The sequence below is a fragment of the Salinispora vitiensis genome (assembly GCF_000378825.1).
Lineage (GTDB): Bacteria > Actinomycetota > Actinomycetes > Mycobacteriales > Micromonosporaceae > Micromonospora > Micromonospora vitiensis.
Genome location: NZ_KB900388.1, coordinates 1,940,915 through 1,964,038 on the forward strand (window position 1 = coordinate 1,940,915; position 23,124 = coordinate 1,964,038).

Genomic DNA, 23,124 nt, shown 5'->3' on the forward strand with positions numbered 1-23,124 from the left:
GGCATTGATGAGCGAGACCGTGCACAACCGAATCGCGGTGCTGCGCGCCGAACGGGGCATCTCCCGGCGGCAGCTCGCCGACGCGCTCGGAGTGCACTACCAGACCATCGGCTACCTGGAGCGGGGGGAGTTTCGACCCAGCCTGCACCTGGCGCTGCGGATCGCCGCCTACTTCGAGGTGCCGGTCGAGGTGGTCTTCTCGATCGAACCGTTTCCCCGCATCGGCGGTGCCGCTGTCGAAAACCGCCGTTCAGCGTGAACCAGGGGCAGCCGCCAGCGCCGCCGGCGTCCGTACCTGCCGGCACTGCCGGCCGGCAGTGCACCAGCAACTGCCGACCGGCGAGCCGGTTCAGCCGGTGACGGCGTTCAGCGCCGGCAGGTAGCCGTCGCGGTAGCCCTCGTCGTTGGGGTGGTACGCCTCGATGATCCCGGTGACGTCGTTGATCCAGGGCTCGTCGCCGCAGACACCATGGCCGGCGAAGTAGGAACGGGGGTCGGCGAAGGTGGCACCGGCCGCGGCGGCGCGGCCGGCGGTGATGCTGTTGAGGAGGTCAGCGGCGTCGTTGAGCTGCTGCCGCTTGGTGGTGCTCATCCCGAACAGGCCACACCAGCCGGTCTCGAAGAGGCGCGGGTAGCCGAGCACGATCAGCTGGGCGCCCGGCGCCCGGTCCCGGATCGCCGCGTAGGTGGCGTCCAGCCGGCCGGGCAGGGTGGTCTGGGCGAAGTCCCGGGCCTCGCCGATGGCCTCCGTGCAGGCCGAGGTGCTGCCGAACCGGCAGGTGAGCATCACGCTGGCGAAGCCGGCGTCATTACCACCGATGGTGACCGTCACCATCGTGGTGCTGGCACTGAGCGAGTCGACCTGGCTGTTGATGACGTCGGCGGTGACCGCGCCACCACAGGCCGGGAACTGGAAGCTGGTCACCGCGTTCGCCGCGGCCCAGCGCGGGGCGTAGGACTTCTGACTGCGCAGGCAGGTGGTCCCGTCGTACGGGCCGGCGCCGACGCCGGAGGAGTACGAGTCGCCGAGCGCGACGTAGTTGATGGTCGCGGCCTGCGCGGGGCTGGGAACCAGCACTGCGCCGACGACGGCGACGCAGAGGGCGACCAGCGCCGCCAGGGCGCGGGCGGGTGCACGGGGTGGCATGTGGACCTCCACAGGGCCGGGGGTGGGGAGCCCAAAGACCGCGCGCGTGGCCAGGGTAGAGCTTGTTACTAGCTGGTAATGCTACCGAAACGATTCACCAAAGTGAATATGTTGCGACCCCTGGCCAACCGCAACCCCGGCCGCCCGCCCCTCAGCCGGCCAGCGGCCGAGCGTCCGATCCCACCGGCGCCGGCAGCGAACCCCGCCCGTCCAGGTACGAATGGATGGCGGCAGCGGCGGCCCGGCCCTCGGCGATCGCCCACACGATCAGCGACGCGCCCCGGTGCATGTCCCCGGCGACGAAGACGCCGTCCACGTCGGTCTGCCAGTCCGAACCGGCCGCTACCGCGCCCCGTTCGTTGCGGGACACCCCGAGCTGCTCAAGCAGCGGCTGCGGCTCGGTGCCATCGAAACCGATCGCCAGCAGTACCAGGTCGGCCGGCAGCTCCCGCTCGGTGCCCGGCACCGGGGTGACGGTCCGCCGGCCAGCACTCTTCTCCACCGTCACCTCGGCGATCCGGACCGCCCGCACCGCTCCACTGCCGTCGTCCACGAACTCCTGCACGGCGACGGCGAAGACCCGCTCCCCGCCCTCCTCGTGCGCCGGGTACTCGCGCAGGATCCACGGCCAGGTCGGCCACGGATCCCGTGCCTCGTCCCGCTCCCGGGACGGCTGCGGGTAGAGGTCGAGCTGGTACACCGCGGCGGCGCCCTGACGGTGGGCGACGCCGAGACAGTCCGCGCCGGTGTCTCCACCACCGATGATGACGACGTTCCGGCCAGCCGCATCGATCGGCGTGCCATCCGGTAGCACCGCGGTAGCCGGCGGGTTGGCCCCCGCGGCGGCCACCACCCGGTTGGCCGCGACGAGGTGCCCCATCGCCTGGTGCACCCCGCGCAGCGAACGCCCCGGGGTCGCCGGGGTATCCCGGCTGGCCAGGGCACCGCACGCCAGCAGCACCGCGTCGTGCTCGGCCCGCAGCTGCTCGGCGGTCACGTCGACACCGACCTCCACCCCGGTCCGGAAGCGCACCCCCTCGGCGGCGAGCTGCGCCAGTCGCCGGTCGATGTGGCGCTTCTCCAGCTTGAAGTCCGGGATGCCGTACCGCAGCAGGCCGCCGAGGGCGTCGTCCCGCTCGTACACGGTGACCGCGTGCCCGGCCCGGGCCAGCTGCTGCGCGGCGGCGAGCCCGGCGGGCCCGGAGCCGACCACCGCCACCGAACGGCCACTGGCCGGCGGCACCGACCAGGGCCGTAGCCCGCCGCGGGCCACGGCGGCGTCGGCGATCTCCACCTCGACCTGTTTGATCGTGACCGGCTGCTGGCCGCCGAGGCCGAGTACGCAGGCCGCCTCGCAGGGGGCCGGGCAGAGCCGGCCGGTGAACTCCGGAAAGTTGTTGGTGGCGTGCAGCGTCTCCACCGCGGCATCCCAGCCACCGGTGCGGACCAGGTCATTCCAGTCCGGGATGCGATTGCCCAGCGGACAGCCGTCGTGGCAGAACGGAATGCCGCAGTCCATGCAGCGGGTGGCCTGCTCCCGGATCAGCTCTTCACCTGCCGGTGGGTAAACCTCCCGCCAGTCGGTGATCCGCACCGGAACGGGCCGTCGGGCGGGAAGCTGCCGGTCGTACCGCAGGAAACCAGACGAATCAGGCACGAGCTACCTCCTGGACGGCCACCCGCGCGACGGGCGACACCGGCGTGGACGGTGCGGAGGACGTGGGCTGCGCTGCCGGCGCCGCCAGGGCGCTCATCACCGCGTCGTCCACGTCGTAGCCGGCGGCTTCGGCGGCCCGCATGATCTCCCGCACCCGGCGATAGTCCCGGGGCACCACGGCGGTGAACTCCTCCACCGCCTCCGACCAGCGCTTGAGCAAGTCCTCGGCGACCGCGGAGTCGGTCTCGGTGTAATGCCGCTGGACCAAGTCGTAGAGGGTTGCCTGCTCCTGCTCGCTCAGCGGCGTCAGGTCCACCAGCTCCGTGTTGACCCGCCGACGATCCAGCCGCCAAACGAACGCGGTCCCACCGGACATCCCGGCCGCGAAGTTCCGCCCCGTCGGCCCCAACACCACGACGGTGCCGCCGGTCATGTACTCGCAGCCGTGGTCACCGACGCCCTCGACGACAGCAGCCGCCCCGGAGTTGCGTACCGCGAACCGCTCCCCCGCCCGACCGCGGAGGAAGACCTCACCTGCGGTGGCGCCGTAGAGGATGGTGTTGCCGGCGATGATCTGATCCTCCGCCCGCCGGCCCGCAATGGCCTCCGCGCTGACGAAGGGCGCGGCTCGGTCCGGACGGAGTACCAGCCGCCCACCGGAGAGGCCCTTGCCGACGTAGTCGTTGGCATCGCCGTGCAGGCGCAGGGTGACCCCGGACGGTAGGAACGCACCGAACGACTGCCCGACGGTGCCGTGCAGGTCGAACTCGATCGTGTCGGTGGGCAGGCCGGCCCCGCCGTGGCGGCGGACCACCTCGCCACCGAGCATCGCGCCGACGCTGCGGTGCTCGTTACGTACCGGCACCCGCGTCCGCACCCGGGTGCCGGTATGCAGCGCCGGCTCGGCGAGCGCGATCAGCTCGTTGTCCAACGCCAGCCCGAGACCGTGGTCCTGGGCACGGACACCCCGTCGAGCGGTCTCCTCGGGTAGCTCCGGCAGGCGCAGGACGGGGCTCAGGTCGATACCGGCCGCCTTCCAATGATCAACTGCGGGGGCGACATCGAGCAGTTCGGTCCGGCCGATCGCCTCGTCGATCGAGCGCAGACCCAGCTCGGCGAGGTACCCACGGACCTCCTCGGCGAGGAAGAGGAAGAAGTTCTCCACGAACTCCGGCTGACCGGTGAACCGCTCGCGCAGCACCGGGTTCTGGGTAGCGATGCCGACCGGGCAGGTGTCCAGATGACACACGCGCATCATCACGCAGCCCTCGACGATCAGCGGGGCGGTGGCGAAGCCGAACTCCTCCGCCCCGAGCAGGGCGGCTACCAGCACGTCCCGACCGGTCTTGAGCTGGCCGTCGACCTGCACGGTGACCCGGTCGCGGAGCTTGTTGAGCAGCAGGGTCTGCTGCGCCTCGGCCAGGCCCAGCTCCCACGGCGTACCCGCGTGCTTGAGCGAGTTCAGCGGGGACGCACCGGTGCCGCCGTCGTGCCCGGAGATGAGGATGACATCGGCCTTCAGCTTCGCCACACCCGCCGCCACCGTACCCACCCCGACCTCACTGACCAGCTTGACGTGCACCCGCGCCGCCGGGTTGACGCACTTGAGGTCGTGCACGAGCTGGGCCAGGTCCTCGATGGAGTAGATGTCGTGGTGTGGTGGCGGAGAGATCAGGCCGACTCCCGGCGTGGCGTGGCGGGTCCGGGCGATCCACGGCCAGACCTTGTTGCCGGGAAGTTGGCCACCCTCGCCGGGCTTGGCGCCCTGCGCCATCTTGATCTGCAGGTCATCGGCGTTTACCAGGTACTCGGTGGTGACCCCGAACCGACCGCTGGCGATCTGCTTGACCGCGGAGCGGCGGGTCGGATCGTGTAGTCGCTCGACATCTTCACCGCCCTCGCCGGTGTTGGACTTGCCGCCGAGCCGGTTCATCGCGATCGCGAGGGTTTCGTGCGCCTCCACCGAGATCGACCCGTAGGACATGGCGCCGGTGGCGAAGCGCCGGACAATCTCGCTGGCCGGCTCGACCTCCTCGATCGGCACCGGCGGGCGCACTCCGGTACGGAGCGTGAACCGGCCCCGCAGCGCACCTCCCTGCGCGGCCAGCGCGTCAACCTTCGAGGTGTATTCCCGGAACACGTCGTACTGCCGGCTGCGGGTGGCGTGCTGGAGCAGGAAGACGGTCTCCGGGTTGAACAGGTGCAGCTCGCCCGCACGCCGCCACTGGTACTCGCCGCCGACATCCAGCCGGTCGGTCGTCGCCGCCCCCGGCTCCGGCCAGGCATGGGCGTGTCGAGCGGCGACCTCAACGTGGATCCCGTCCAGGTCAACCCCGCCGATCTTGCTGGGAGTGCCCCGGAAGTACCGCTCGATCAGCTGGCTGTCCAGCCCAACCGCCTCGAAGACCTGGGCGCCGCAGTACGACGACACGGTCGAGATGCCCATCTTGGACATGATCTTCAGAACGCCCTTGCCGAGCGCCTTGACGTAGTTGCGAACCGCGGTGCCCGGCTCGACGCCGACCAGCGCCCCGGTCGAGATCATGTCTTCCACCGACTCGAACGCCAGGTACGGGTTGACCGCCGCCGCGCCGTACCCGACCAGCACGGCCGCGTGGTGCACCTCCCGGCAGTCGCCGGACTCCACGATCAGCTCCACCTGGGTCCGGGTCTGCTCCCGAACCAGATGCTGATGCACCGCCGCGGTGAGCAGCAACGACGGGATCGGGGCGAGGTTGGCGTTGGAGTCCCGGTCGGAGAGGACGAGGATGCGCACGCCGTCCTCGATGGCCTCGGAGACGTGCCGACAGATCTCGGTCAGCCGCGCCCGGATGCCCGCGCCGCCCTCCCGGATCCGGTACAGGCCGGAGACCCGGACCGCCTTGAATCCGGGGAGGTCCCCGTCCTCGTCGATGGAGAGAATCTTGGCCAGCTCGTCGTTGTCGATCACCGGATAGGGGAGCACGAGCTGCCGGCAGCTCGCCGGCCCCGGATCGAGCAGGTTACCCTCCGGCCCGATCGTGGACTGAAGGCTGGTCACCAACTCCTCCCGGATGGCGTCCAGCGGCGGGTTCGTAACCTGGGCGAAGAGCTGGTGGAAGTAGTCGTAGAGCAGCCGGGGTCGGGTGGACAGCGGCGAGATCGGAGTATCCGTTCCCATCGAGCCGATCGGCTCGGCACCGACCCGCGCCATCGGCGCGAGGAGAATCTTCAGCTCCTCGTCGGTGTAGCCGAACGCCTGTTGCCGGCGACGGACCGAGTCGTGGGTGTAGACGATGTGTTCCCGGGCCGGCAGGTCGGTCAGCTCGATCAGACCGGCGTGGAGCCACTCCTCGTACGGCTGGGCCGCCGCCAGCTCGGCCTTGATCTCGTCGTCGTGCACGATCCGGCCACCCACGGTGTCCACCAGGAACATCCGACCGGGCTGCAGGCGGCCCTTGGCGACCACGGTGGCCGGATCCAGGTCCAGCACGCCCGCCTCGCTGCCGAGCACGACCAGCCCGTCGGAGGTCTGCCACCACCGGCCGGGACGGAGGCCGTTGCGGTCCAGCACCGCCCCGACGATCTCGCCGTCGGTGAACGCCACCGACGCCGGCCCGTCCCAGGGCTCCATCAGGCTGGCGTGGAACCGGTAGAAGGCCCGCTGGTCAGCGGGCATGTCCGGGTCGTTCTCCCAGGCCTCCGGAATCATCATCAACACCGCGTGCGGCAGGCTTCGTCCCGCCAGGTGCAGCAGCTCCAGGACCTCGTCAAAGTTGGCCGAGTCGGACGCCCCCGACGTGCAGACCGGGAAGATCCGACGAATGTTGCCGGGTAGCGCCGCGCCGGCTCCGCCGGCGAGCATCGACTCTCTCGCCTGCATCCAGTTCCGGTTGCCCCGGATGGTGTTGATCTCGCCGTTGTGGGCGATGAACCGGAACGGGTGCGCCAGGGGCCAGGACGGGAAGGTATTGGTGGAGAAGCGGGAGTGCACCAGCGCGATGGCGCTGCACATCCGCTCATCGGTCAGCTCCGGGTAGAACTCCGGCAGCTGGTCCGGGGTGAGCATGCCCTTCCAGACCATCGTGCGGCCGGAGAGCGACGGAAAGTACGCCGGTACGCCGCGCTCCGCCGACTCCCGCTCGGCCTGCCTGCGGACGCAGTACGCCACCCGCTCCAGCTCGAGGCCGGTCAACCGGGACCCAGCCGGGCCCATCGCCGAGTCGGTGAGCCGGTGTGCGGTGACGAAGAGCTGCCGGACCCGGGGCATCGCCGCGAGCGCCGTCGCGCCCAGGCCCGCCGGATCCACCGGCACGTCCCGCCACCCAAGCAGGTCGGCGCCCTCGACCAACGCGTACTTCTCCACCACCCGGCGGGCCCGCAGCTCGGCCTCGTCGTCGTCGGGCAGGAAGACCAGGCCGGTCGCGTACTCACCGAGCGGGGGCAGCGGGAAGCCCACCACCGCGCGCAGCAGCGCATCCGGCACCTGGATCAGGATGCCCGCGCCGTCGCCGGTGTTCGGCTCCGCACCCCGGGCTCCCCGATGGTCCAGCCGGCGCAGCGCGGCGAGCCCATTCGCGACCACCTCGTGCGACCGCCGGCCGCGCAGGTCCGCCACGAACGCCACTCCGCACGCGTCGCGTTCGTACGCGGGGTCGTAGAGCCCGGCGGTGGACCCGTTCGGGCCGGAGTGCGGGACCTGCTGCGGGATGCGGTGCGGGTACGGAGCGGCCACCCGGGCCTCCTGTCGTCACTCAGGCTGAATCTTGGTCGGGACGACGTCGGCCCTCAAGGGTCATTTGAGTCTACGTTAGGGGGGGCCACACAAGGCCAGTGCAGATTGATCACACCTTCCAGAGTGTGAGAAAAATACTCCCATCACTACACCACCCCTCGGCCGTCCTCCCGCCGTTCCGGAGCTGGTCAGGACGGAGGTTGCCACTGGTCGGCGGTCGTGCCGGCGCTGCCCAGCAGCCGGGGGGTGAGGGCGCCGAGGACCGCGTCGCGGGCCCGAAGCGCAAGCCGGCCCCGGGCCTGGAGCACCGCCGACATCCGTCGGGTCTGCCGGACCGTCGCCGCCACCCGGGGCCGGCGGGTCCGGTCGTAGGCGACGACCGCGTCCGGCAACCGCGACTCCCGGAGCAACGCGGCCAGGGTGGCGGCGTCCTCGAAGGCGAGGCAGGCCCCCTGCCCCAGGTGCGGGGGCATGCCGTGCGCGGCGTCACCGAGCAGCACCGCCCCACCCGGACCGGTGGGGAAGCCGTACGTGCGGGGCAGCGGGCGCAGCTCGCGGATCTCCCGCTGGACCAGGTCGGCCGGGTCGGTGGCATCGAGCAGCTCGGCGATGGGAGCGGGCCAGCCGGCGTACCAGCGACGCAGCAGGGCGAGCTGGGTCTCCGGCGACTCCGGCCGGGGCGCACCGGCGGCGGTGGCCACCCAGTAGATCCCGCCGCGGCTGGAGGCCCCGGACGCGCCCCGTTCGCCCAGCGACACGTAGATGAAGCGGTACCCCGCACCGAGGATCTCCCCGGTCGGCGGCAGGTCGGCGGGGAGTTGGGGCGCCCGGTACCACGGGATCACCGCTCGCCATGCGGCCGAGCCACAACTGACCACCGCCGCCTCCGGTGCGAGCTGCGCCCGTGCCACGCTGTCGAGGCCGTCGGCGGCGACCACCAGGTCCGCCTCGTAGGTGTGCCGGCCGTCACCGACCGACGGACGGGCGCCCGACTCCGCGCGAACCGAACGGAGGGTCACGCCGGTCCGCAGCTCCACACCGTCACCCAGACCGGCGATGAGCGCGTCGTGCAGGTCCTCCTGGTGCACCACCACCGGGCTTCGGTCCGCCGGGACCGGACGGGGCCGCACCAACTGGTGGCCGTCCGGTCGGCGCACCCCACCGCTCGACAGCGGGGTGGCGATCGCGTCGAGCCCGGCCCCGAGACCGAGGGCACGCAGTGCGCGTACCCCGTTGGGCCAGAGCATCACCGCGGTGGGTTCCGGACGGATCCGGTCGGCTCGCTCGACCAGCGTGACCTGCCAGCCGGAGCGCGCCAACGCGCCCGCGACAGCAAGGCCACCGACACCGGCGCCGACCACGACCGCGCTACGCATGCGGCCCTCCTCGCTCAGCTGTCGCGCTGGTCGGCGGGCCGGGCGGCATCCGCCGGCTGGTCGGTGGGCGGATCGTCACCGGAGCCCCCGGCCTCCGGCCCCGACGGCGTCTCCCCCGTCTCCTGCCAGTGCCGGAACTGCTCCTCGTCAACCACCTGGTAACCCTCCGGGGCCGCCGGCCGAGCACTCGCCTCGCGAGCGGAGAGGTCGACCTGCGACACGTCCGACTCGGGGGCGGACGCCGGCACCTCGCGGACCGGAATCAGGTACTCGCGCGGTCCGCGCACCCGCAGGAAATAGATCAACGCACCGAGGAAGACCACCGCCGCGGTCCAGACGTTCAGCCGTACGCCGAGGATCGTGTTCGCCTCGTCGGTGCGGATCATCTCGATCCAGAACCGGCCAGCCGTGTAGCCCAGCACGTAGAGCGCGAAGGCCCGGCCGCGGCCCAGCTTCAGTCGCCGGTCGAGGAAGAGGACGAGGGCGACCACACCCAGGTTCCACAGCGCCTCATAGGCGAAGGTCGGATGGTAGAGCCCCGCCTCGAGGATGGGTGTCCCGGCGTCGTCGCGCAGGGCCTGGCCCGTCTCCGGGTCCATCCGGTGGATCTCCAGGCCCCAGGGCAGCGTGGTGGGCCCACCGTAGAGCTCGTTGTTGAACCAGTTGCCGAGCCGCCCGATCGCCTGGGCCAGCGGCAGCCCCGGGGCGAGGGCATCGGCCACCACCGCGAGCGGAATACCGAGCTGACGGGCGGCATACCACGCACCGAGCGCGCCACCGGCCACGGCACCCCAAATGCCGAGACCTCCCTCCCAGATGGCGAAGACCTTGAGCGGATCGCCACCGGTGCCGAAGTACTTCTCCGGTGAGGAGATCACGTGGTAGATCCGGGCGCCGATGATGCCGGCCGGCACCGCCCAGACGGCGATGTCGAGCACTGCCCCCGGCGCCACCCCGCGCTGACGCAGCCGCCGCTCGGTGAGCCAACAGGCCACCACGATGCCGAGGAGGATGCAAAGCGCGTACGCACGGATCGGCACCGGGCCCAGCTGCCACACCGTGGTGGTCGGACTGGGCAGGGCCGCCAAAGGGGTCTGCGAGGCGAGGGTCACGAGTGCACAGGCTACCGCCGTTCGGCCCCGCCGTGGCACCCCGGCCCGCGCGACCCGTGGCGCTCATCTCCGAAGGGCCGGGCCGGCGTTCCCGGGGCGGGCGTCTCCGAAGGGCCGGCCGGTGACCCGGGACGGGCGTCAGGCGGTCGGGGTCCGGACGCCCGCGGCGAGTTCGGTGCTCAGCTCACGCAGGGCGGTCAGCCCCGCCGGCAGGCTCGCGGCATCGAGCAGGCAGCGGATCAGGGCACTGCCGACGATGACCCCGTCGGCGAACCCGGCCGCCATACCGGCCTGCTCCCCGGTGCCGATCCCGAGGCCGACCCCGACCGGCAGGTCGGTGACCGCCCGAACCCGGGACACCAGCACCGGGGCCGCCGCCGAAGCCCGCGCACGGGCCCCGGTGACCCCCATGATCGCGGTCGCGTACACGAATCCCCGGCAGTGCTCGACGGTCATCTGCAGCCGGGCGTCAGTCGAGGAGGGCGAGACGAGGAAGGTCCGGTCCAGCCCGTACGCGTCGGAGGCGGCCAGCCACTCCTGCGCCTCGTCCGGAATCAGGTCGGGCGTGATCAGCCCGGTGCCGCCCGCTGCGGCGAGGTCCCGGGCGAAGGCGTCAACGCCGTACTGCTCGATCGGGTTCCAGTAGGTCATCGTGACCACGGGCGCGCCGGTGGCGGCGACCGCGTCGATGATGCGTAGCGTGTCGGCGACCCGGACCCCGCCGGCCAGGGCGATGTCACTGGCCCGTTGGATCACCGGACCGTCCATCACCGGGTCGGAGTACGGGATCTCCACCTCGATGACGTCCACGCCCGCCTCGACCATGGCGGTCATCGCGGCGATGCTGCCCTCGACGGTCGGGAACCCGGCGGGCATACAGCCGACCAGGACGGCCCGGCCCTCGGCCCGAGCCCGGTCGAACGCAACCCCGATGCGACTCACGCTGTCACTCCTTGTCGAGGACGCCGAAGTACTCCCCGGCGGTGTGCACGTCCTTGTCACCACGGCCGGAGAGGTTGACCACCACGACCGGCTCCCGGCCCAACTCGGCGGCGAGTTCCGGGGCGATCGCGGCCGTGCCGGCCAGCGCGTGGGAACTCTCGATCGCGGGGATGATGCCCTCGGTACGGCAGAGCAACTCGAAGGCGGCCATCGCGTCGGCGTCGGTCACCGGCCGGTACGTCGCCCGGCCGGTGTCGTGCAGCCAGGCGTGCTCCGGCCCGACGCCCGGGTAGTCCAACCCGGCCGAGATCGAGTGCGACTCGACGGTCTGACCATCGGCGTCCTGCAGCACGTAGGTCCGGGTCCCGTGCAGCACGCCCGACGAGCCACCGGTGATGCTGGCCGCGTGCCGGCCGGTCGCCGGCCCGTCCCCGCCGGCTTCGAAGCCGTACAGGCGCACGCCCGGGTCGTCGACGAAGGCGTGGAAGACACCGAGCGCGTTGGAGCCGCCGCCGACGCAGGCGGTGACCGCGTCGGGCAGCGCACCGACCAGGTCAAGGCACTGCTGGCGGGCCTCGTCGCCGATGCCGCGGACGAAATCGCGGACCAGGGCGGGGAAGGGGTGCGGGCCGGCCGCCGTACCGATCAGGTAGTGGGTGCTGTCGACGTTGGCGACCCAGTCCCGCATCGCCTCGTTCATCGCGTCCTTGAGCGTGCGGGAACCGGTGGTGACCGGCACCACGGTGGCGCCCAGCATCCGCATGCGCGCCACGTTCAGCGCCTGTCGTTGGGTGTCCACCGCCCCCATGTAGACCACGCACTCGAGATCGAACAGGGCGGCAGCGGTGGCGGTGGCCACCCCGTGCTGGCCGGCGCCGGTCTCGGCGATGACGCGCCGCTTGCCCATCCGCTTCGTCAGCAGCGCCTGGCCGAGCACGTTGCGCACCTTGTGCGCCCCGGTGTGGTTGAGGTCCTCCCGCTTCAACAGCACCTGTGCGCCGATCTTGGCGGAGAGTCGCCGGGCGGGGTAGAGCAACGAGGGGGCGCCGGCGTAGTCGCGGAGCAGGGCGGCGAATTCGGTCTGGAACGACTCGTCCCCCATCGCGGTACGCCAGGCGTCGTCGAGCTCGTCCAACGCGGCCACCAGGGCCTCGGGGACGAACCGGCCGCCGAACCGGCCGAAGTGACCGGCGGCGTCCGGGTATCGGCCGGTCGCGGCGGGTGTGTCGACGCTCATCGCGGCTTCCTTCGTTCTGACCAGCGCGCGCTCAGCGCACCGGACGGGGCGTGGCCGGGTGGTTACCGGCGTTGACCAGCTCGGCCACCGCCTCCTGGGGGCTCTTCTGGGTAACCAGGCCCTCGCCGACCAAGACCGCGTCGGCACCGGCCGACGCGTACCGGATGAGGTCGTGCGGCCCGCGCACCCCCGACTCAGCGATCTTGACAACGCTGCTGGGCAGGCCGGGCGCGATCCGCTCGAAAACCGAACGGTCGACCTCCAACGTACGCAGGTCGCGCGCGTTCACTCCGATCACCTGGGCGCCGGCCTCCAACGCCCGGTCCGCCTCCTCCTCGTCGTGCACCTCGACCAGGGCGGTCATGCCCAGCGACTCGATCCGCTCCAGCAGGCCGACCAGCACCTTCTGCTCCAACGCCGCCACGATCAGCAGCACCAGGTCGGCGCCGTGCGCCCGCGCCTCGTGCACCTGGTAGCTGGAGACCACGAAGTCCTTCCGCAGCACCGGAACGTCAACCGCGGCCCGGACGGCGGCGAGGTCATCCAGCGAACCACCGAACCAGCGCCCCTCGGTGAGCACGCTGATCGCCCGGGCACCACCGGCGGCGTAGTCGCTGGCCAGGTCGGACGGGTCAGCGATCTCCGCCAGCCGTCCCTTGGACGGCGAGGAACGCTTCACCTCGGCGACCACCGCCACGCCGGGCCGACGCAGGGCCGCGTACGCATCCAGCGGCGGCGGGGCCGCGGCGGCCAGCTCTCGAATGCGCTCCAGCGGGACCTGGTCCTGCCGCCGAGCCACGTCCTCGCGTACTCCGGCCAGAATCTCATCGAGCACGCTGGGCTTCGCCGAACTGGCGTCGCTCCCTCCCGCGTGCGCATGCTCCGCAGTCACCAACGCTCCCCTCTCCGGGCGTCATGGACCGATGCTAGGCGGCCTAACCGATGCCGGCCGCCGGGGGTATGGCGCTCCTCACGAATCGGCTTGCGGCATAATGCCCAACCTCCAGTGAAGGCGAGCTCACACACAGCCATCACCTCCCGGTCGTCGGTCGTGGCCGACGATCGTCATCCTGAGCATTGATGTAATGCTATCCGGCAGGCGAACCGCCGGTCGGAAGCCCGGAGGCAGGGCTGTGAGCAAGCTCAAGGCCAGCGGACTCCTCCCAGGTCAGCGCCGCGGAGTCAGAGTTGACCCGGCGGCTACCCCCACGAAACGTGAGTCGCTGAGGATTCCTCTCGGGCAGACTCGGTTCGGCATCCGCCCGCGCCACCCCACAATCTCCGGGATTGATCATGAGCACTGAGAGCATCGGCCTCACCACCATCTCCCGTACGGTCGCCTCGCTCGCCGTCGGCGTGGTGCACACGCTCGAACGCGCCGTGGTCGGCGAGGCGCAGACGCGCACCGCACGGGGCAACGCGTGGGAAGCCGTCTGCGCCGACCAGGCCCGCGCCGACCAGCGGGCCGAATTGGACCGGATCGTCGCCGAGTTCACCACGAACCGCGACCCGCGACCCGCGACCGATGAGCTGAGTCGGTAGGGCAACCGGACCGGCGGCGGGCGGCGTCAGTCGTCCGTCGGATCCGCACCCCGATCCAGGGCGTCCCACGCGTCCCTGGCGCTCCGACCCGACACCGGGCCGGTCGCAGCCCCCGCCGACCGCTCGTATCGCGCACCCATCACCGACCACCGGTCCCCCCGGAGAGCGGTCAGCACGCCGGCGGCCGCGGCGCACCCGCCACCGAGCAGGCAGAGTAGCGGCCACTGCCGACTGATCTCGCCGTTGAACCCCGCGACCAGGCCATACCCACCACCGGCGGCCACCGCCACCGCGAGCCCGGTCAGCACACCGCCTAGGAGCCGCCGTACCCGCCCGCGGGTGGCCAGCACCGCGCCCCACCCGGCGAGGGTGACCAAGGCCAGTGCGGGCAGCCAGGGCAGCAGCTGCGCGCCGGTGCGGGCGACGCGGACCGGCGGCAACGGGGCCGGGCGGGGTGCCAGCTCGACCACCCAGGACCGGCTCACCGCCCAGATCGAGAGGCCGGCTCCGGCCACCCCGAGGAGTACCGCGTAGCGCAGTTCCCGCCGGCCGCTCCGGGGCCGCCCCGGACCGGCGTCGTCCCCGGCACTCACCGGACCCGCCTCGTCCCCGGCGCTCACCGGACCCGCCTCGTCCCCGGCACTCACCGGGCCGCACGCAGGGTCTCGGCCGCGGCGATGGCGGCCAGCACGGCGGCCGCCTTGTTCCGCGTCTCCTGCTCCTCGGCGGCCGGGTCCGAATCCGCCACCACGCCCGCACCGGCCTGCACGTGGGCGCGCCCACCGTGGATCAGCGCGGTCCGGATCGCGATCGCCATGTCGAGGTCACCGCCGAAGCCGAGGTAGCCGACGGTGCCGCCGTAGAGCCCACGCCGTACCGGCTCCAACTCCTCGATCAACTCCATCGCCCGCACCTTGGGGGCACCGGAGAGGGTGCCCGCCGGGAAGGTCGCGACGAGCGCGTCGAAGGCGGTGCGGTCCTCGGCGAGTACACCAACCACAGTGGAGACAATGTGCATCACGTGGCTGTACCGCTCGATCGTGGCGAACTCGGGCACCTCGACCGTGCCGGGCCGGCAGACCCGTCCCAGGTCGTTGCGACCCAGATCCACCAGCATCACGTGCTCCGAGCGCTCCTTGGGGTCAGCGAGGAGTTCGGCGGCGAGCTGGGCGTCGGCCTCTGGCGAGCTACCACGCGGCCGGGTGCCGGCGATCGGATGCAGCAGGGCGCGCCGCTCTCCGTCCAACTCGGCGGCCACCTTCAGGTGCGCCTCGGGAGACGAACCGACGATGTCGAAGCCATCAAAGCGCAGCAGGTACATGTACGGGCTGGGGTTGGTGGTCCGCAGCACCCGGTACACGTCGAGCGGGTCGGCGTCGGTCTCCCGTTCGAAGCGCTGCGACAGCACGATCTGGAAGCACTCGCCGGCGCTAATCGCCTCCTTGGCCGCCACCACCGCCTTCTGGTAACTGCCCTTGGGCGTACGGCAGCTAACGTCCCCGACGGGCGCTGCGCCAACGGTGGAGGCCATCGGCGGGATCGGCCGGGACAGCGCGGCGGTCATCGCGTCCAGCCGCCCGACCGCGTGGTGGTACGCGGCGGTTACCGCCGCCGCCCGATCCGGTGCCTCAGTCGGTGGCAGGACGGCGTTGGCCACCAGGAGCGCCGAGCCGTCGTAGTGGTCGAGCACCACCAGATCAGTGGCGAGCATCATGCCCAGCGCGGGCAGGCCGAGGTCGTCTTCGGTGCGCTCGGGCAGCCGCTCGAATTGCCGGACCAGGTCGTACCCGAGGTAGCCGACCATGCCGCCGGTCAGCGGCGGCAGCCCGACGGTGCCATCGGGAGGGGACCCGGCGAGGGCGGCGACGGTGTCCCGAAGCACCGCGACCGGGTCGCCGCCCGTGGGTAGCCCTGCCGGCGGCTGCCCCATCCACACGGCGACGCCGTCGCGTTCGGTCAGGGTGGCCGCGCTGCGGACCCCGATGAAGGAGTACCGGGACCAGGTCATGCCGGTTGAACCGACACCCTGCTCGGCGGATTCGAGGAGGAAGGTGCCCGGACCGCCGGCCAGCTTGCGGTAGACGCCGACCGGCGTCTCCGCGTCGGCGAGCAGCCGCCGGGTGACCGGCACGACCCGCCTCCCGGCGGCCTGCTCGGCGAAGCTCGTCTCGTCCGGACGGACGGTGCCGTCGGTCATGACCGGGCCCGCCCTTCGCCGGACCCGCCGGTGACCGGCAGGTCGTTGTGGAAGCAGCTCCGCTGACCCGTGTGACACGCGGGGCCGACCTGATCGACATCGACCAGCAGGGCGTCTCCGTCACAGTCGAGGGCGACGGCGCGGACGTACTGGTGATGTCCGGAGGTAGCGCCCTTGACCCAGTACTCGCCGCGGCTACGGGACCAGTAGGTGGCCCGGCCGGTGGTCAGCGTCTGATGTAGTGCCTCGTCGTCCATCCAGGCGAGCATCAGCACCTCAGCGGAGCCGTACTGGCGGACCACCGCGGCGAGGAGCCCGTCCGACGTACGGCGCAGGCGCGCGGCGATGGCCGGGTCCAGGTGGGACGGCCGGGCCGGACCACCACTGGGGTCCGAGCCGGGCAGGGCGCCGGGCGACGGCGCGTCAGGTACGGGCATAGTCACCCATTCTCCGGTACCCGACCGGCGGGTGGTACGGCACCCGTGCGCCTTGCTCACCCCGCATAATTCAACTACCGTTGAGTTTAACCAGTCGAGCTTCTAACCGGAGGTGCGCGATGCGGGACGCCATCGCCCTTCGTGACCTGGTTGTCGACCGAGGCGGGCGACGGGTGCTGTCCGGAATCAACGCCACCGTGCCGTGCGGGACGGTGACCGGCCTGCTCGGGCCGAGCGGCAGCGGAAAGACCACGCTCCTGCGGGCACTGGTCGGGGTGCAGGTCATCACCGCTGGCGCGGTCACCGTCCTGGGCCACCCGGCCGGCGCCGCACAGCTACGCCGCCGAGTCGGCTACCTGACCCAGACGCCCAGCGTCTACGCGGACCTGACCGTCCGGGAAAACGCCCGCTACTTCGCCGCCCTACAGGGGCGCGGCGCCGCCCAGGCCGACCAGGCCGTGGCCGACGTCGGGCTGCGGGCAGCCGCCGGCCAGCTGGTCGCCACCCTCTCCGGCGGCCAGCGCAGCCGCGCCGCCCTGGCCTGCACGCTGGTCGGCGACCCCGAGCTACTCGTACTGGACGAGCCGACCGTCGGTCAGGATCCGGTGCTACGAGCGGAGCTCTGGGCCCGATTCCACGCGCTGGCCGCAGCCGGCACCACCCTGCTCATCTCCAGCCACGTGATGGACGAGGCCGCCCGCTGCGACCGACTCCTGCTAATCCGCGAAGGGCGGCTGATCGCGAACGACACACCTGCGGCGGTACGCGCGGCGACCGGCGTGCACGACCTGGAGGAGGCGTTCCTACGAATGATCCAGGCAGGCGAGGCCGGCACGGCCGGGCAGGAGGCATCGTGAATCCCCGGATCCTCGCCGCCACCACCGGTCGCATCCTGCGCCAACTGCGTCACGACCGGCGCACGGTCGCGCTGCTCGTAGTCGTACCCGCGGCGCTTCTCACCGTGGTCTATTACATGTACGTCGACCAGCCGACACCGCCGGGCCAGCCGGCGCCGTTCGATCGGATCGCGCTGGTGCTGCTGGGGTTCTTCCCCTTCATCATCATGTTCCTGGTGACCAGCATCGCCATGCTGCGCGAACGCACCAGCGGCACGCTGGAACGACTACTCACCACCCCATTGGGCAAACTCGACCTGCTCTTCGGGTACGGCATCGCGTTCGGCCTGGCCGCCGTGGTGCAGGCGGCGGTCGCCGCCGCGGTGGCCTACTGGCTATTCGACCTCGACACCGCCGGTAGCAGCGGGCTGGTCATCCTGATCGCGGCGGTCAACGCCGTGCTCGCCGTCGCGCTCGGGCTCCTCTGCAGCGCCTTCGCCCGAACCGAGTTCCAGGCCGTACAGTTCATGCCGGTCGTGGTCGCCCCACAGCTACTGCTCTGCGGGCTCTTCGTCCCCCGCACCGAGATGGCCGGCTGGCTCCAGGCGGTCAGCGACGTCCTGCCCCTGTCGTACTCGGTCGAGGCGTTGCAGGAAGTCGGCTCGCACGCCGAACCGACCGCAACGATGTGGCGCGACCTTGCGATCGTGGGCGGCGCCGCGGTGCTGGCACTGGTACTCGCCGCCGCCACCCTGCGACGACGCAGCGGCTGACCCGGCGACGACGCAGCGGCTACCCGGCGACGGCGACGAACGAAGGGCGACGATGGCACGACGGATCGGACGGCGACCCGGCAACCCGGACACCCGGGCGACGATCCTGGCGGCGGCCCGAACCACCTTCGCCGAACGGGGCTTCGACCATGCCTCCATCCGTGCCATCGCCGCCACCGCCGGCGTGGACCCGGCGCTGGTGCACCACTACTTCGGCAGTAAGGACAAGCTCTTCCTCGCCGCGATGAACGCCCCCGCCGACCCGGCCGAGGTGGTGCCGACCGTACTCGCCGGGGACCCGGACCAGATCGGGGAACGGCTGGTCCGCGCCTTCCTCGGCATCTGGGACTCCCCCGCCGGTACCCCCGCGGTGGCGCTGCTGCGCTCGGCGGTCAGCAACGAGTGGACCGCTCGGCTGCTGCGCGAATTCCTCACCACGCAGGTACTGCGCCCGGTCCTCGACCACCTCGACGTGGACCCGGCGCAGGCACCACTACGCGGCTCGCTGGTGGCCAGCCAACTCTTCGGCCTGGCGATGGCGCGCCACGTGCTCCGGCTCGAGCCGATCGCCAGCGCTGCCCCCAAAACGCTCATCAGCTCCGTCGGCCCCACCATGCAGCGCTATCTCACCGCGCCGCTGGAGGGCTGAGGGTCGACTCGCCCCGCCGCAGTCACCGGGTCTGCTCCAGCCAGGAGGCGTAGAGCTGCCCGTAGACCGACTCGACGTCGCGGACCAGCTCCTCGTGCGCACCCCGCTGCACGATCCGCCCGTGATCCACCACGATCACCTCGTCGGCGGCCTGTGCCGTGGAGAGCCGGTGCGCGATGGCGAGCGTGGTCCGGCCCCGGGTCACCGCGTCCAGGGTGCGCTGCAGACGCACCTCGGTCGCCGGATCCACCGCGCTGGTGGCCTCGTCGAGCACCAACAGATCCGGGTCGGCGACGTACGCGCGGGCGAGCGCGACCAGCTGCCGCTCGCCCACACTCAACGCCTCACCGCGCTCCCCCACCGGGGTGTCCAGGCCCGCCGGGAGACTGTCCAGCCAGTCCGCCAGCCCCAACTCCCCGAAGGTGGCCGTGAGCTGCTCCGCGGTGAGGTCCGGCCGGGCGAAACGGATGTTCTCGGCGACCGTGGCGTCGAAGAGGAACCCGTCCTGCGGGACCATCACCACCCGCGAACGCAGCGAGCCGAACCGCACCTGCCGCAACGGCATCCCGGAGAGCAGCACGTCCCCCTCGGTCGGATCCATCAGCCGGGTGAGCAGCTTCGCGAACGTCGTCTTCCCGCTGCCGGTCTCGCCGACCACCGCCACCCGGCTCTTCGCCGGAATCTCCACCGAGATGTCGTGCAGCACCGGCGCACCGCCCGGATAGGCGAAGTCCACCCCGACGAAGCGGATATCCAGCGGACCCGGTGGAAGCTCCCGCCCCGACTCGCCAGGGTCCGCGACATCCGGCTCGACATCCAACACATCGAGGACCCGTCGCCAGCCGGCGATGGCGTTCTGCGCCTCGTTGAGTACCTCGGTGGCGATCTGCACCGGCTGCACGAAGAGGGTCACCAGGAACAGGAAGGCGGTCACCTCACCGACACTCAACGTACGGTCAGCGCCGAGGAGCACTCCCAGCACCACCACGCCGGCCAACGCCAACCCGGCCGCGATCTCCCCGACCGAGCTACCCAGGATGCTGATCCGGATTGCCCGCTGCTGGGCCCGCCGCTGGTTGTCGATCGCCTCGTCCAGCCGGCGCGCGGTACGCCCGGAAATACCGTACGACCGGATCACCGACGCACCCACCACGCTCTCGGCGATCGCGCCGAGCAGCGCGCCGGTGCGCTGCCGCACTACCCCGTACGCGCCGGCGAGCCGCCGCTGGATCAGCCGGATCGCGAACACCGCCGGGCCGAACGCCGCGTACACCACCAGGGTCAGCTGCCAGGAGTACGCGAGCATGACCCCGGTGGTGACCACCAGCTGACCGAGGTTGATCAGCAGGATCACGCCGCCCCACTGGAGGAACTGGGTGATCTGATCGACGTCGCTAGTCACCCGGGACACCAACGAACCACGCCGCTCGGACTGCTGGTGCAGCATCGACAGGTCGTGGACGTGTCGGAAGGCCCGAACCCGCACGTTGGACAGGGCGGTCTCGCTGACCGTGAACAACCGCCGCATCATGAGATAGCCACAGGTCGTGGTCACCACGAGCACCGCCGTGGTGACGGTCACCACCGTCCAGACCACATCCAGGCGGAGACCACCGGCAATACCGTTGTCGATGCCCTGCTGCACCGCCACCGGCACGGCCGCCCGACCGACCATGTAGACCAGCGCCAGGCCGAGCGTGCCCGCCAACCCGACCCGCAGCTCCGGGGAGAGCGCCAAGCCGCGCCGCAGCGTCCGCCAAGTCGACTCAGCCGCCGCCTCCGGCGCCATGGTGCTACTACTCACCGGTCCACCCTTCCCTTCGCGACCGACTTCACCGGTCCACCTCCAGTTCGAGGCCGGTTGTCAGCGGCGGCGGAACCTCGTCGTACCCCTGCTGCTTGGCCTGCTCCTCATCGGCCTGCTCATAGGCGGTGACCAGGTCGGCGTAGCCGGGCACGGTGGCGAGCAGGTCGGTGTGCGTGCCCCGGGCCACCACCCGCCCGTGCTCCAGGTAGACCACCTCGTCGGCGAGGGCGATGGTGGCGCGCCGGTAGGCGACCACGAGGATCGACGTCGCCGCGCTCCCCGGCTCCGCGGCGCGCAGCCCGGCCAGGATCGCCGCCTCCACCCGGGGATCGACCGCGCTGGTGGCGTCATCCAGCACCAACAGACGCGGCCGGCCGACGAGGGCTCGGGCCAGGGTAAGCCGCTGTCGCTGGCCCCCGGACAGCGATGTGCCCCGTTCGCCGACCCGGGTATCCAGGCCCTCCGGGAGAGCGGCGACGAAGCCATCCGCCCCCGCCAACCGCAACGCCGCCCAGACGTGGTCATCACCGAGCCCGGGCCGGTCCAGGGTGATGTTCGCCCGCACCGTGTCGTCAAAGACGAAGGGCACCTGCGCGACGAGCGCGACGGTACGGGACAGCGACTCCGCGGTGAGGTCGCGTACGTCCATCCCGTCGATCTCGACGGCGCCCGCCCGCGGGTCGACCAACCGAACAGCGAGCGAGGTGATGGTGGACTTCCCCGCGCCGGTCGGCCCGACCAGGGCGACCGTCCGCCCCGCCGGCACGGTGAAGCCGACCTCACCCAGCACCTCGGCGCCGGGCAGGTGCGCCTCGGCCGGCTCGTACGCGAAGTGGACGTCGCGGAAGGTGAGCGTTGCCGGGCCGGCGTCGGCGGAGTCGAACCTCATCGGGCCGTACGGCATCCGGCCGGTGGCGTCGAGTACCCGCCGGACCCGTTCCCAGCCGGCGACGCTGCGCGGCAGCTCGGCCAGGACCCAGCCGATCGCCCGGACCGGGAACGCCAGCACGGTGAAGAGGAAGGCGACGCTGACCAGCTCGGCGACGCTGATCGCGCCCTGCCGCAACCGGAGGGTGCCGACCACCAGCACGGCGAGCGTCCCGAGGCCGGGCAGGGTCTCCAGCATGGGATCGAAGACGCCGCGCAGCCGCCCCACGGACACCAGCGCGTCCCGCAGGTCGCGGGCCCGCGCGGCGAACCGCTCGGTCTCCTGCGCCTCCCGGCCCATCGTCTTGACCACCAACGCGCCGTCGAAGCTCTCGTGGGCGATGGCGCTGACCTCGGCCCGCAGCCGCTGGGCCCGGGCCTGCCGGGGGGCCATCCGGCGGGAGTAGACGACATTGAGCGCGAAGAGCGCCGGGAAAACCCCCAATCCGACCAGGGCGAGCGCCCAGTCGGTGACGAAGAGCGAGATCACCGCACCGACCAGCATCACCAGGGTGCCCACGGCGAAGGGCAGCGGGGCCACCGGGTGCCAGGCGGCCTCGACGTCGGAGTTCGCGTTGGACAGCAGCGTGCCGGTGGCGTTGCGCTGGTGCCAGGAGAGCGGTAGGTCGAGATAGCGGCGGGTGACCCGACGGCGGTAGGCGGCCTGGAGCCGAAACTGCATGTAGCCGGCCCCGAGCCGGCGGCCGAGGATGGCGACCACCCGCAGCACGCTGAGCCCGAACAGCGCGGCGGCGGCCAGGCCGAGCGCAGCGGTGGGCACCGAGCCCTCGGCGATCGCCGGTACGACCACGTCGCCGACCACCGCGCCCACCACGAATGCGCTGGTGACGACCAGCAGCCCGAAGAGCACACTGGAGCTCGCCGCGACCGCGAAGATCCTGGGTTGCTCCCGAATCGCCCGGCCGAGGACGACCAGCCCTTGCCAGAGCACGTCCCGACTCGTCCCGCTCGCCACGTTCTCCCCCGCCGTAAGTCGCCGCTATCTCCCCCATCCTTACCTGCCGGAAGCAGGTCCGACGACTCGGAGGCCATTCTCATGCAGCGCGACCGAGGCATCCGGAGGTGATGGGCCTACCATCAAGGGATGCCGCAGTACGCCCGATCGGAGCGGAAGACGCTCGCCGACCTAATGCAGACGCTGGGACCGGACGCACCGACGCTCAACGCGGGTTGGACCACCCGGGATCTCGCCGCCCACCTGGTGCTGCGGGAACGCCGCCCAGACGCGGCCGGCGGCATCCTGTTGCCGCCGCTGCGCAGGTACGCCGAACAGGTCCGCCAGAAGCTCGCCGCCCGCCCTTGGGAGAGCCTGGTTGACCAGGTACGCCGGCCGCCGGTGTGGAGCCCGATCAGCAATCCGCTGCTCGACGAGGCGGTCAACACGATGGAATTCTTCATCCACCATGAGGACGTTCGCCGGGCACAAGCCGACTGGCAGCCCCGCGACCTGCCGGCGGGGCTGCAACAGGCGCTGTGGAAGCGGGCAGCGGGGCTGGCCCGGCTGACGCTGCGCCGCTTTCCAGCCGAGGTGCGGGTCCAGGCTCCGGGGTACGGGCAACGAGCCGCCGGTCGGGGTGGCGAGCAGCTCCGGCTGGTGGGTGCCCCCGGTGAGCTGGTGCTCTTCCTGAGCGGACGGCAACGGGCGGCGCGGGTGCAGCTCGACGGCCCGGCGGGCCCGGCTGACCGGCTGCGCGACGCCCGGTTGGGGCTCTGACCGCCTCCGCGCGGGCCGAGAATTCCACCAACCAGC

19 protein-coding genes are annotated in these 23,124 nt (G+C 71.7%); 6 read left to right on the forward strand and 13 right to left on the reverse strand.

The window, feature by feature from the left end; translation table 11 throughout:
- Positions 1–7 precede the first annotated feature (7 nt).
- Positions 8–259 (forward strand): helix-turn-helix transcriptional regulator, encoded by a 252-nt coding sequence (locus SALPAC2_RS0108950; RefSeq protein WP_018216318.1) that lies wholly within the window; start codon positions 8–10, stop codon positions 257–259.
- A gap of 90 nt (positions 260–349) precedes the next feature.
- Here SALPAC2_RS0108950 and SALPAC2_RS0108955 read toward each other — a convergent pair whose 3' ends face one another.
- The 8 genes from SALPAC2_RS0108955 to trpC all read right to left on the reverse strand — a co-directional run bounded on the left by SALPAC2_RS0108955 (position 350) and on the right by trpC (position 13,020).
- Entirely contained in the window at positions 350–1,147 is a 798-nt protein-coding gene (locus tag SALPAC2_RS0108955; protein ID WP_018216319.1) for an SGNH/GDSL hydrolase family protein, read from the reverse strand.
- 151 nt (positions 1,148–1,298) lie between these two features.
- On the reverse strand, positions 1,299–2,804 hold the full coding sequence (locus tag SALPAC2_RS0108960; RefSeq protein ID WP_018216320.1) for a glutamate synthase subunit beta: 1,506 nt from the start codon (positions 2,802–2,804) through the stop codon (positions 1,299–1,301).
- A complete protein-coding gene (gene gltB / locus SALPAC2_RS0108965; protein WP_018216321.1) occupies positions 2,797–7,518 on the reverse strand; it encodes a glutamate synthase large subunit in 4,722 nt (1,573 codons plus the stop codon). Before gltB ends, SALPAC2_RS0108960 begins: the two co-directional genes overlap by 8 nt.
- A gap of 188 nt (positions 7,519–7,706) precedes the next feature.
- Entirely contained in the window at positions 7,707–8,894 is a 1,188-nt protein-coding gene (locus SALPAC2_RS0108970) for an FAD-dependent oxidoreductase (RefSeq protein WP_018216322.1), read from the reverse strand.
- Positions 8,895–8,908: 14 nt separating this feature from the next.
- The gene (lgt, locus tag SALPAC2_RS0108975; protein ID WP_018216323.1) at positions 8,909–10,006 is read right to left on the reverse strand and encodes a prolipoprotein diacylglyceryl transferase; all 1,098 of its coding nucleotides are present in this window, start codon (positions 10,004–10,006) and stop codon (positions 8,909–8,911) included.
- Positions 10,007–10,144: 138 nt separating this feature from the next.
- On the reverse strand, positions 10,145–10,948 hold the full coding sequence (gene trpA / locus SALPAC2_RS0108980) for a tryptophan synthase subunit alpha (RefSeq protein ID WP_018216324.1): 804 nt from the start codon (positions 10,946–10,948) through the stop codon (positions 10,145–10,147).
- Between the two features lie 4 nt (positions 10,949–10,952).
- The gene (gene trpB / locus SALPAC2_RS0108985) at positions 10,953–12,185 is read right to left on the reverse strand and encodes a tryptophan synthase subunit beta (RefSeq protein WP_018216325.1); all 1,233 of its coding nucleotides are present in this window, start codon (positions 12,183–12,185) and stop codon (positions 10,953–10,955) included.
- 31 nt (positions 12,186–12,216) lie between these two features.
- Positions 12,217–13,020, reverse strand: a complete 804-nt coding sequence (trpC, locus tag SALPAC2_RS0108990) for an indole-3-glycerol phosphate synthase TrpC (protein ID WP_018216326.1) — start codon at positions 13,018–13,020, stop codon at positions 12,217–12,219.
- A 458-nt stretch (positions 13,021–13,478) separates the two neighbouring features.
- Between trpC and SALPAC2_RS0108995 the strand changes: the two genes are divergently transcribed.
- Positions 13,479–13,727, forward strand: a complete 249-nt coding sequence (locus tag SALPAC2_RS0108995; RefSeq protein ID WP_018216327.1) for a hypothetical protein — start codon at positions 13,479–13,481, stop codon at positions 13,725–13,727.
- 26 nt (positions 13,728–13,753) lie between these two features.
- On the opposite strand, the gene SALPAC2_RS0109000 is transcribed toward SALPAC2_RS0108995, so the two are convergent.
- Genes SALPAC2_RS0109000 through hisI form a run of 3 tightly spaced genes read right to left on the reverse strand, consistent with a single transcriptional unit; the run spans position 13,754 to position 16,361 of the window.
- Positions 13,754–14,347: a Trp biosynthesis-associated membrane protein gene (locus SALPAC2_RS0109000; RefSeq protein WP_026184559.1), complete on the reverse strand. Its 594-nt coding sequence runs from the start codon at positions 14,345–14,347 to the stop codon at positions 13,754–13,756.
- 23 nt (positions 14,348–14,370) lie between these two features.
- Complete coding sequence (locus SALPAC2_RS0109005; protein WP_018216329.1) at positions 14,371–15,924, reverse strand: anthranilate synthase component I; 1,554 nt, start codon at positions 15,922–15,924, stop codon at positions 14,371–14,373.
- Positions 15,921–16,361: a phosphoribosyl-AMP cyclohydrolase gene (hisI, locus tag SALPAC2_RS0109010; protein WP_018216330.1), complete on the reverse strand. Its 441-nt coding sequence runs from the start codon at positions 16,359–16,361 to the stop codon at positions 15,921–15,923. Before hisI ends, SALPAC2_RS0109005 begins: the two co-directional genes overlap by 4 nt.
- Positions 16,362–16,480: 119 nt before the next feature.
- On the opposite strand from hisI, the gene SALPAC2_RS0109015 reads away from it, so the two are divergent.
- From SALPAC2_RS0109015 to SALPAC2_RS0109025, 3 genes are read left to right on the forward strand one after another with little or no spacing between them, the layout of a single operon-like run.
- A complete protein-coding gene (locus SALPAC2_RS0109015) occupies positions 16,481–17,218 on the forward strand; it encodes an ABC transporter ATP-binding protein (protein ID WP_018216331.1) in 738 nt (245 codons plus the stop codon).
- The gene (locus SALPAC2_RS0109020; protein ID WP_018216332.1) at positions 17,215–17,970 is read left to right on the forward strand and encodes an ABC transporter permease; all 756 of its coding nucleotides are present in this window, start codon (positions 17,215–17,217) and stop codon (positions 17,968–17,970) included. The genes SALPAC2_RS0109015 and SALPAC2_RS0109020 overlap by 4 nt, the downstream gene beginning before the upstream one ends.
- Before the next feature lie 52 nt (positions 17,971–18,022).
- Entirely contained in the window at positions 18,023–18,619 is a 597-nt protein-coding gene (locus tag SALPAC2_RS0109025; protein ID WP_018216333.1) for a TetR/AcrR family transcriptional regulator, read from the forward strand.
- Between the two features lie 22 nt (positions 18,620–18,641).
- Here the strand turns inward: SALPAC2_RS0109025 and SALPAC2_RS0109030 are convergent, their stop codons facing one another.
- Together SALPAC2_RS0109030 and SALPAC2_RS0109035 are read right to left on the reverse strand one after the other, a co-directional pair.
- Positions 18,642–20,408 (reverse strand): ABC transporter ATP-binding protein, encoded by a 1,767-nt coding sequence (locus SALPAC2_RS0109030; RefSeq protein ID WP_018216334.1) that lies wholly within the window; start codon positions 20,406–20,408, stop codon positions 18,642–18,644.
- Between the two features lie 43 nt (positions 20,409–20,451).
- A complete protein-coding gene (locus SALPAC2_RS0109035) occupies positions 20,452–22,329 on the reverse strand; it encodes an ABC transporter ATP-binding protein (RefSeq protein WP_050563092.1) in 1,878 nt (625 codons plus the stop codon).
- Positions 22,330–22,458: 129 nt separating this feature from the next.
- On the opposite strand from SALPAC2_RS0109035, the gene SALPAC2_RS0109040 reads away from it, so the two are divergent.
- A complete protein-coding gene (locus SALPAC2_RS0109040; protein ID WP_018216336.1) occupies positions 22,459–23,088 on the forward strand; it encodes a TIGR03085 family metal-binding protein in 630 nt (209 codons plus the stop codon).
- Positions 23,089–23,124: the final 36 nt, after the last annotated feature.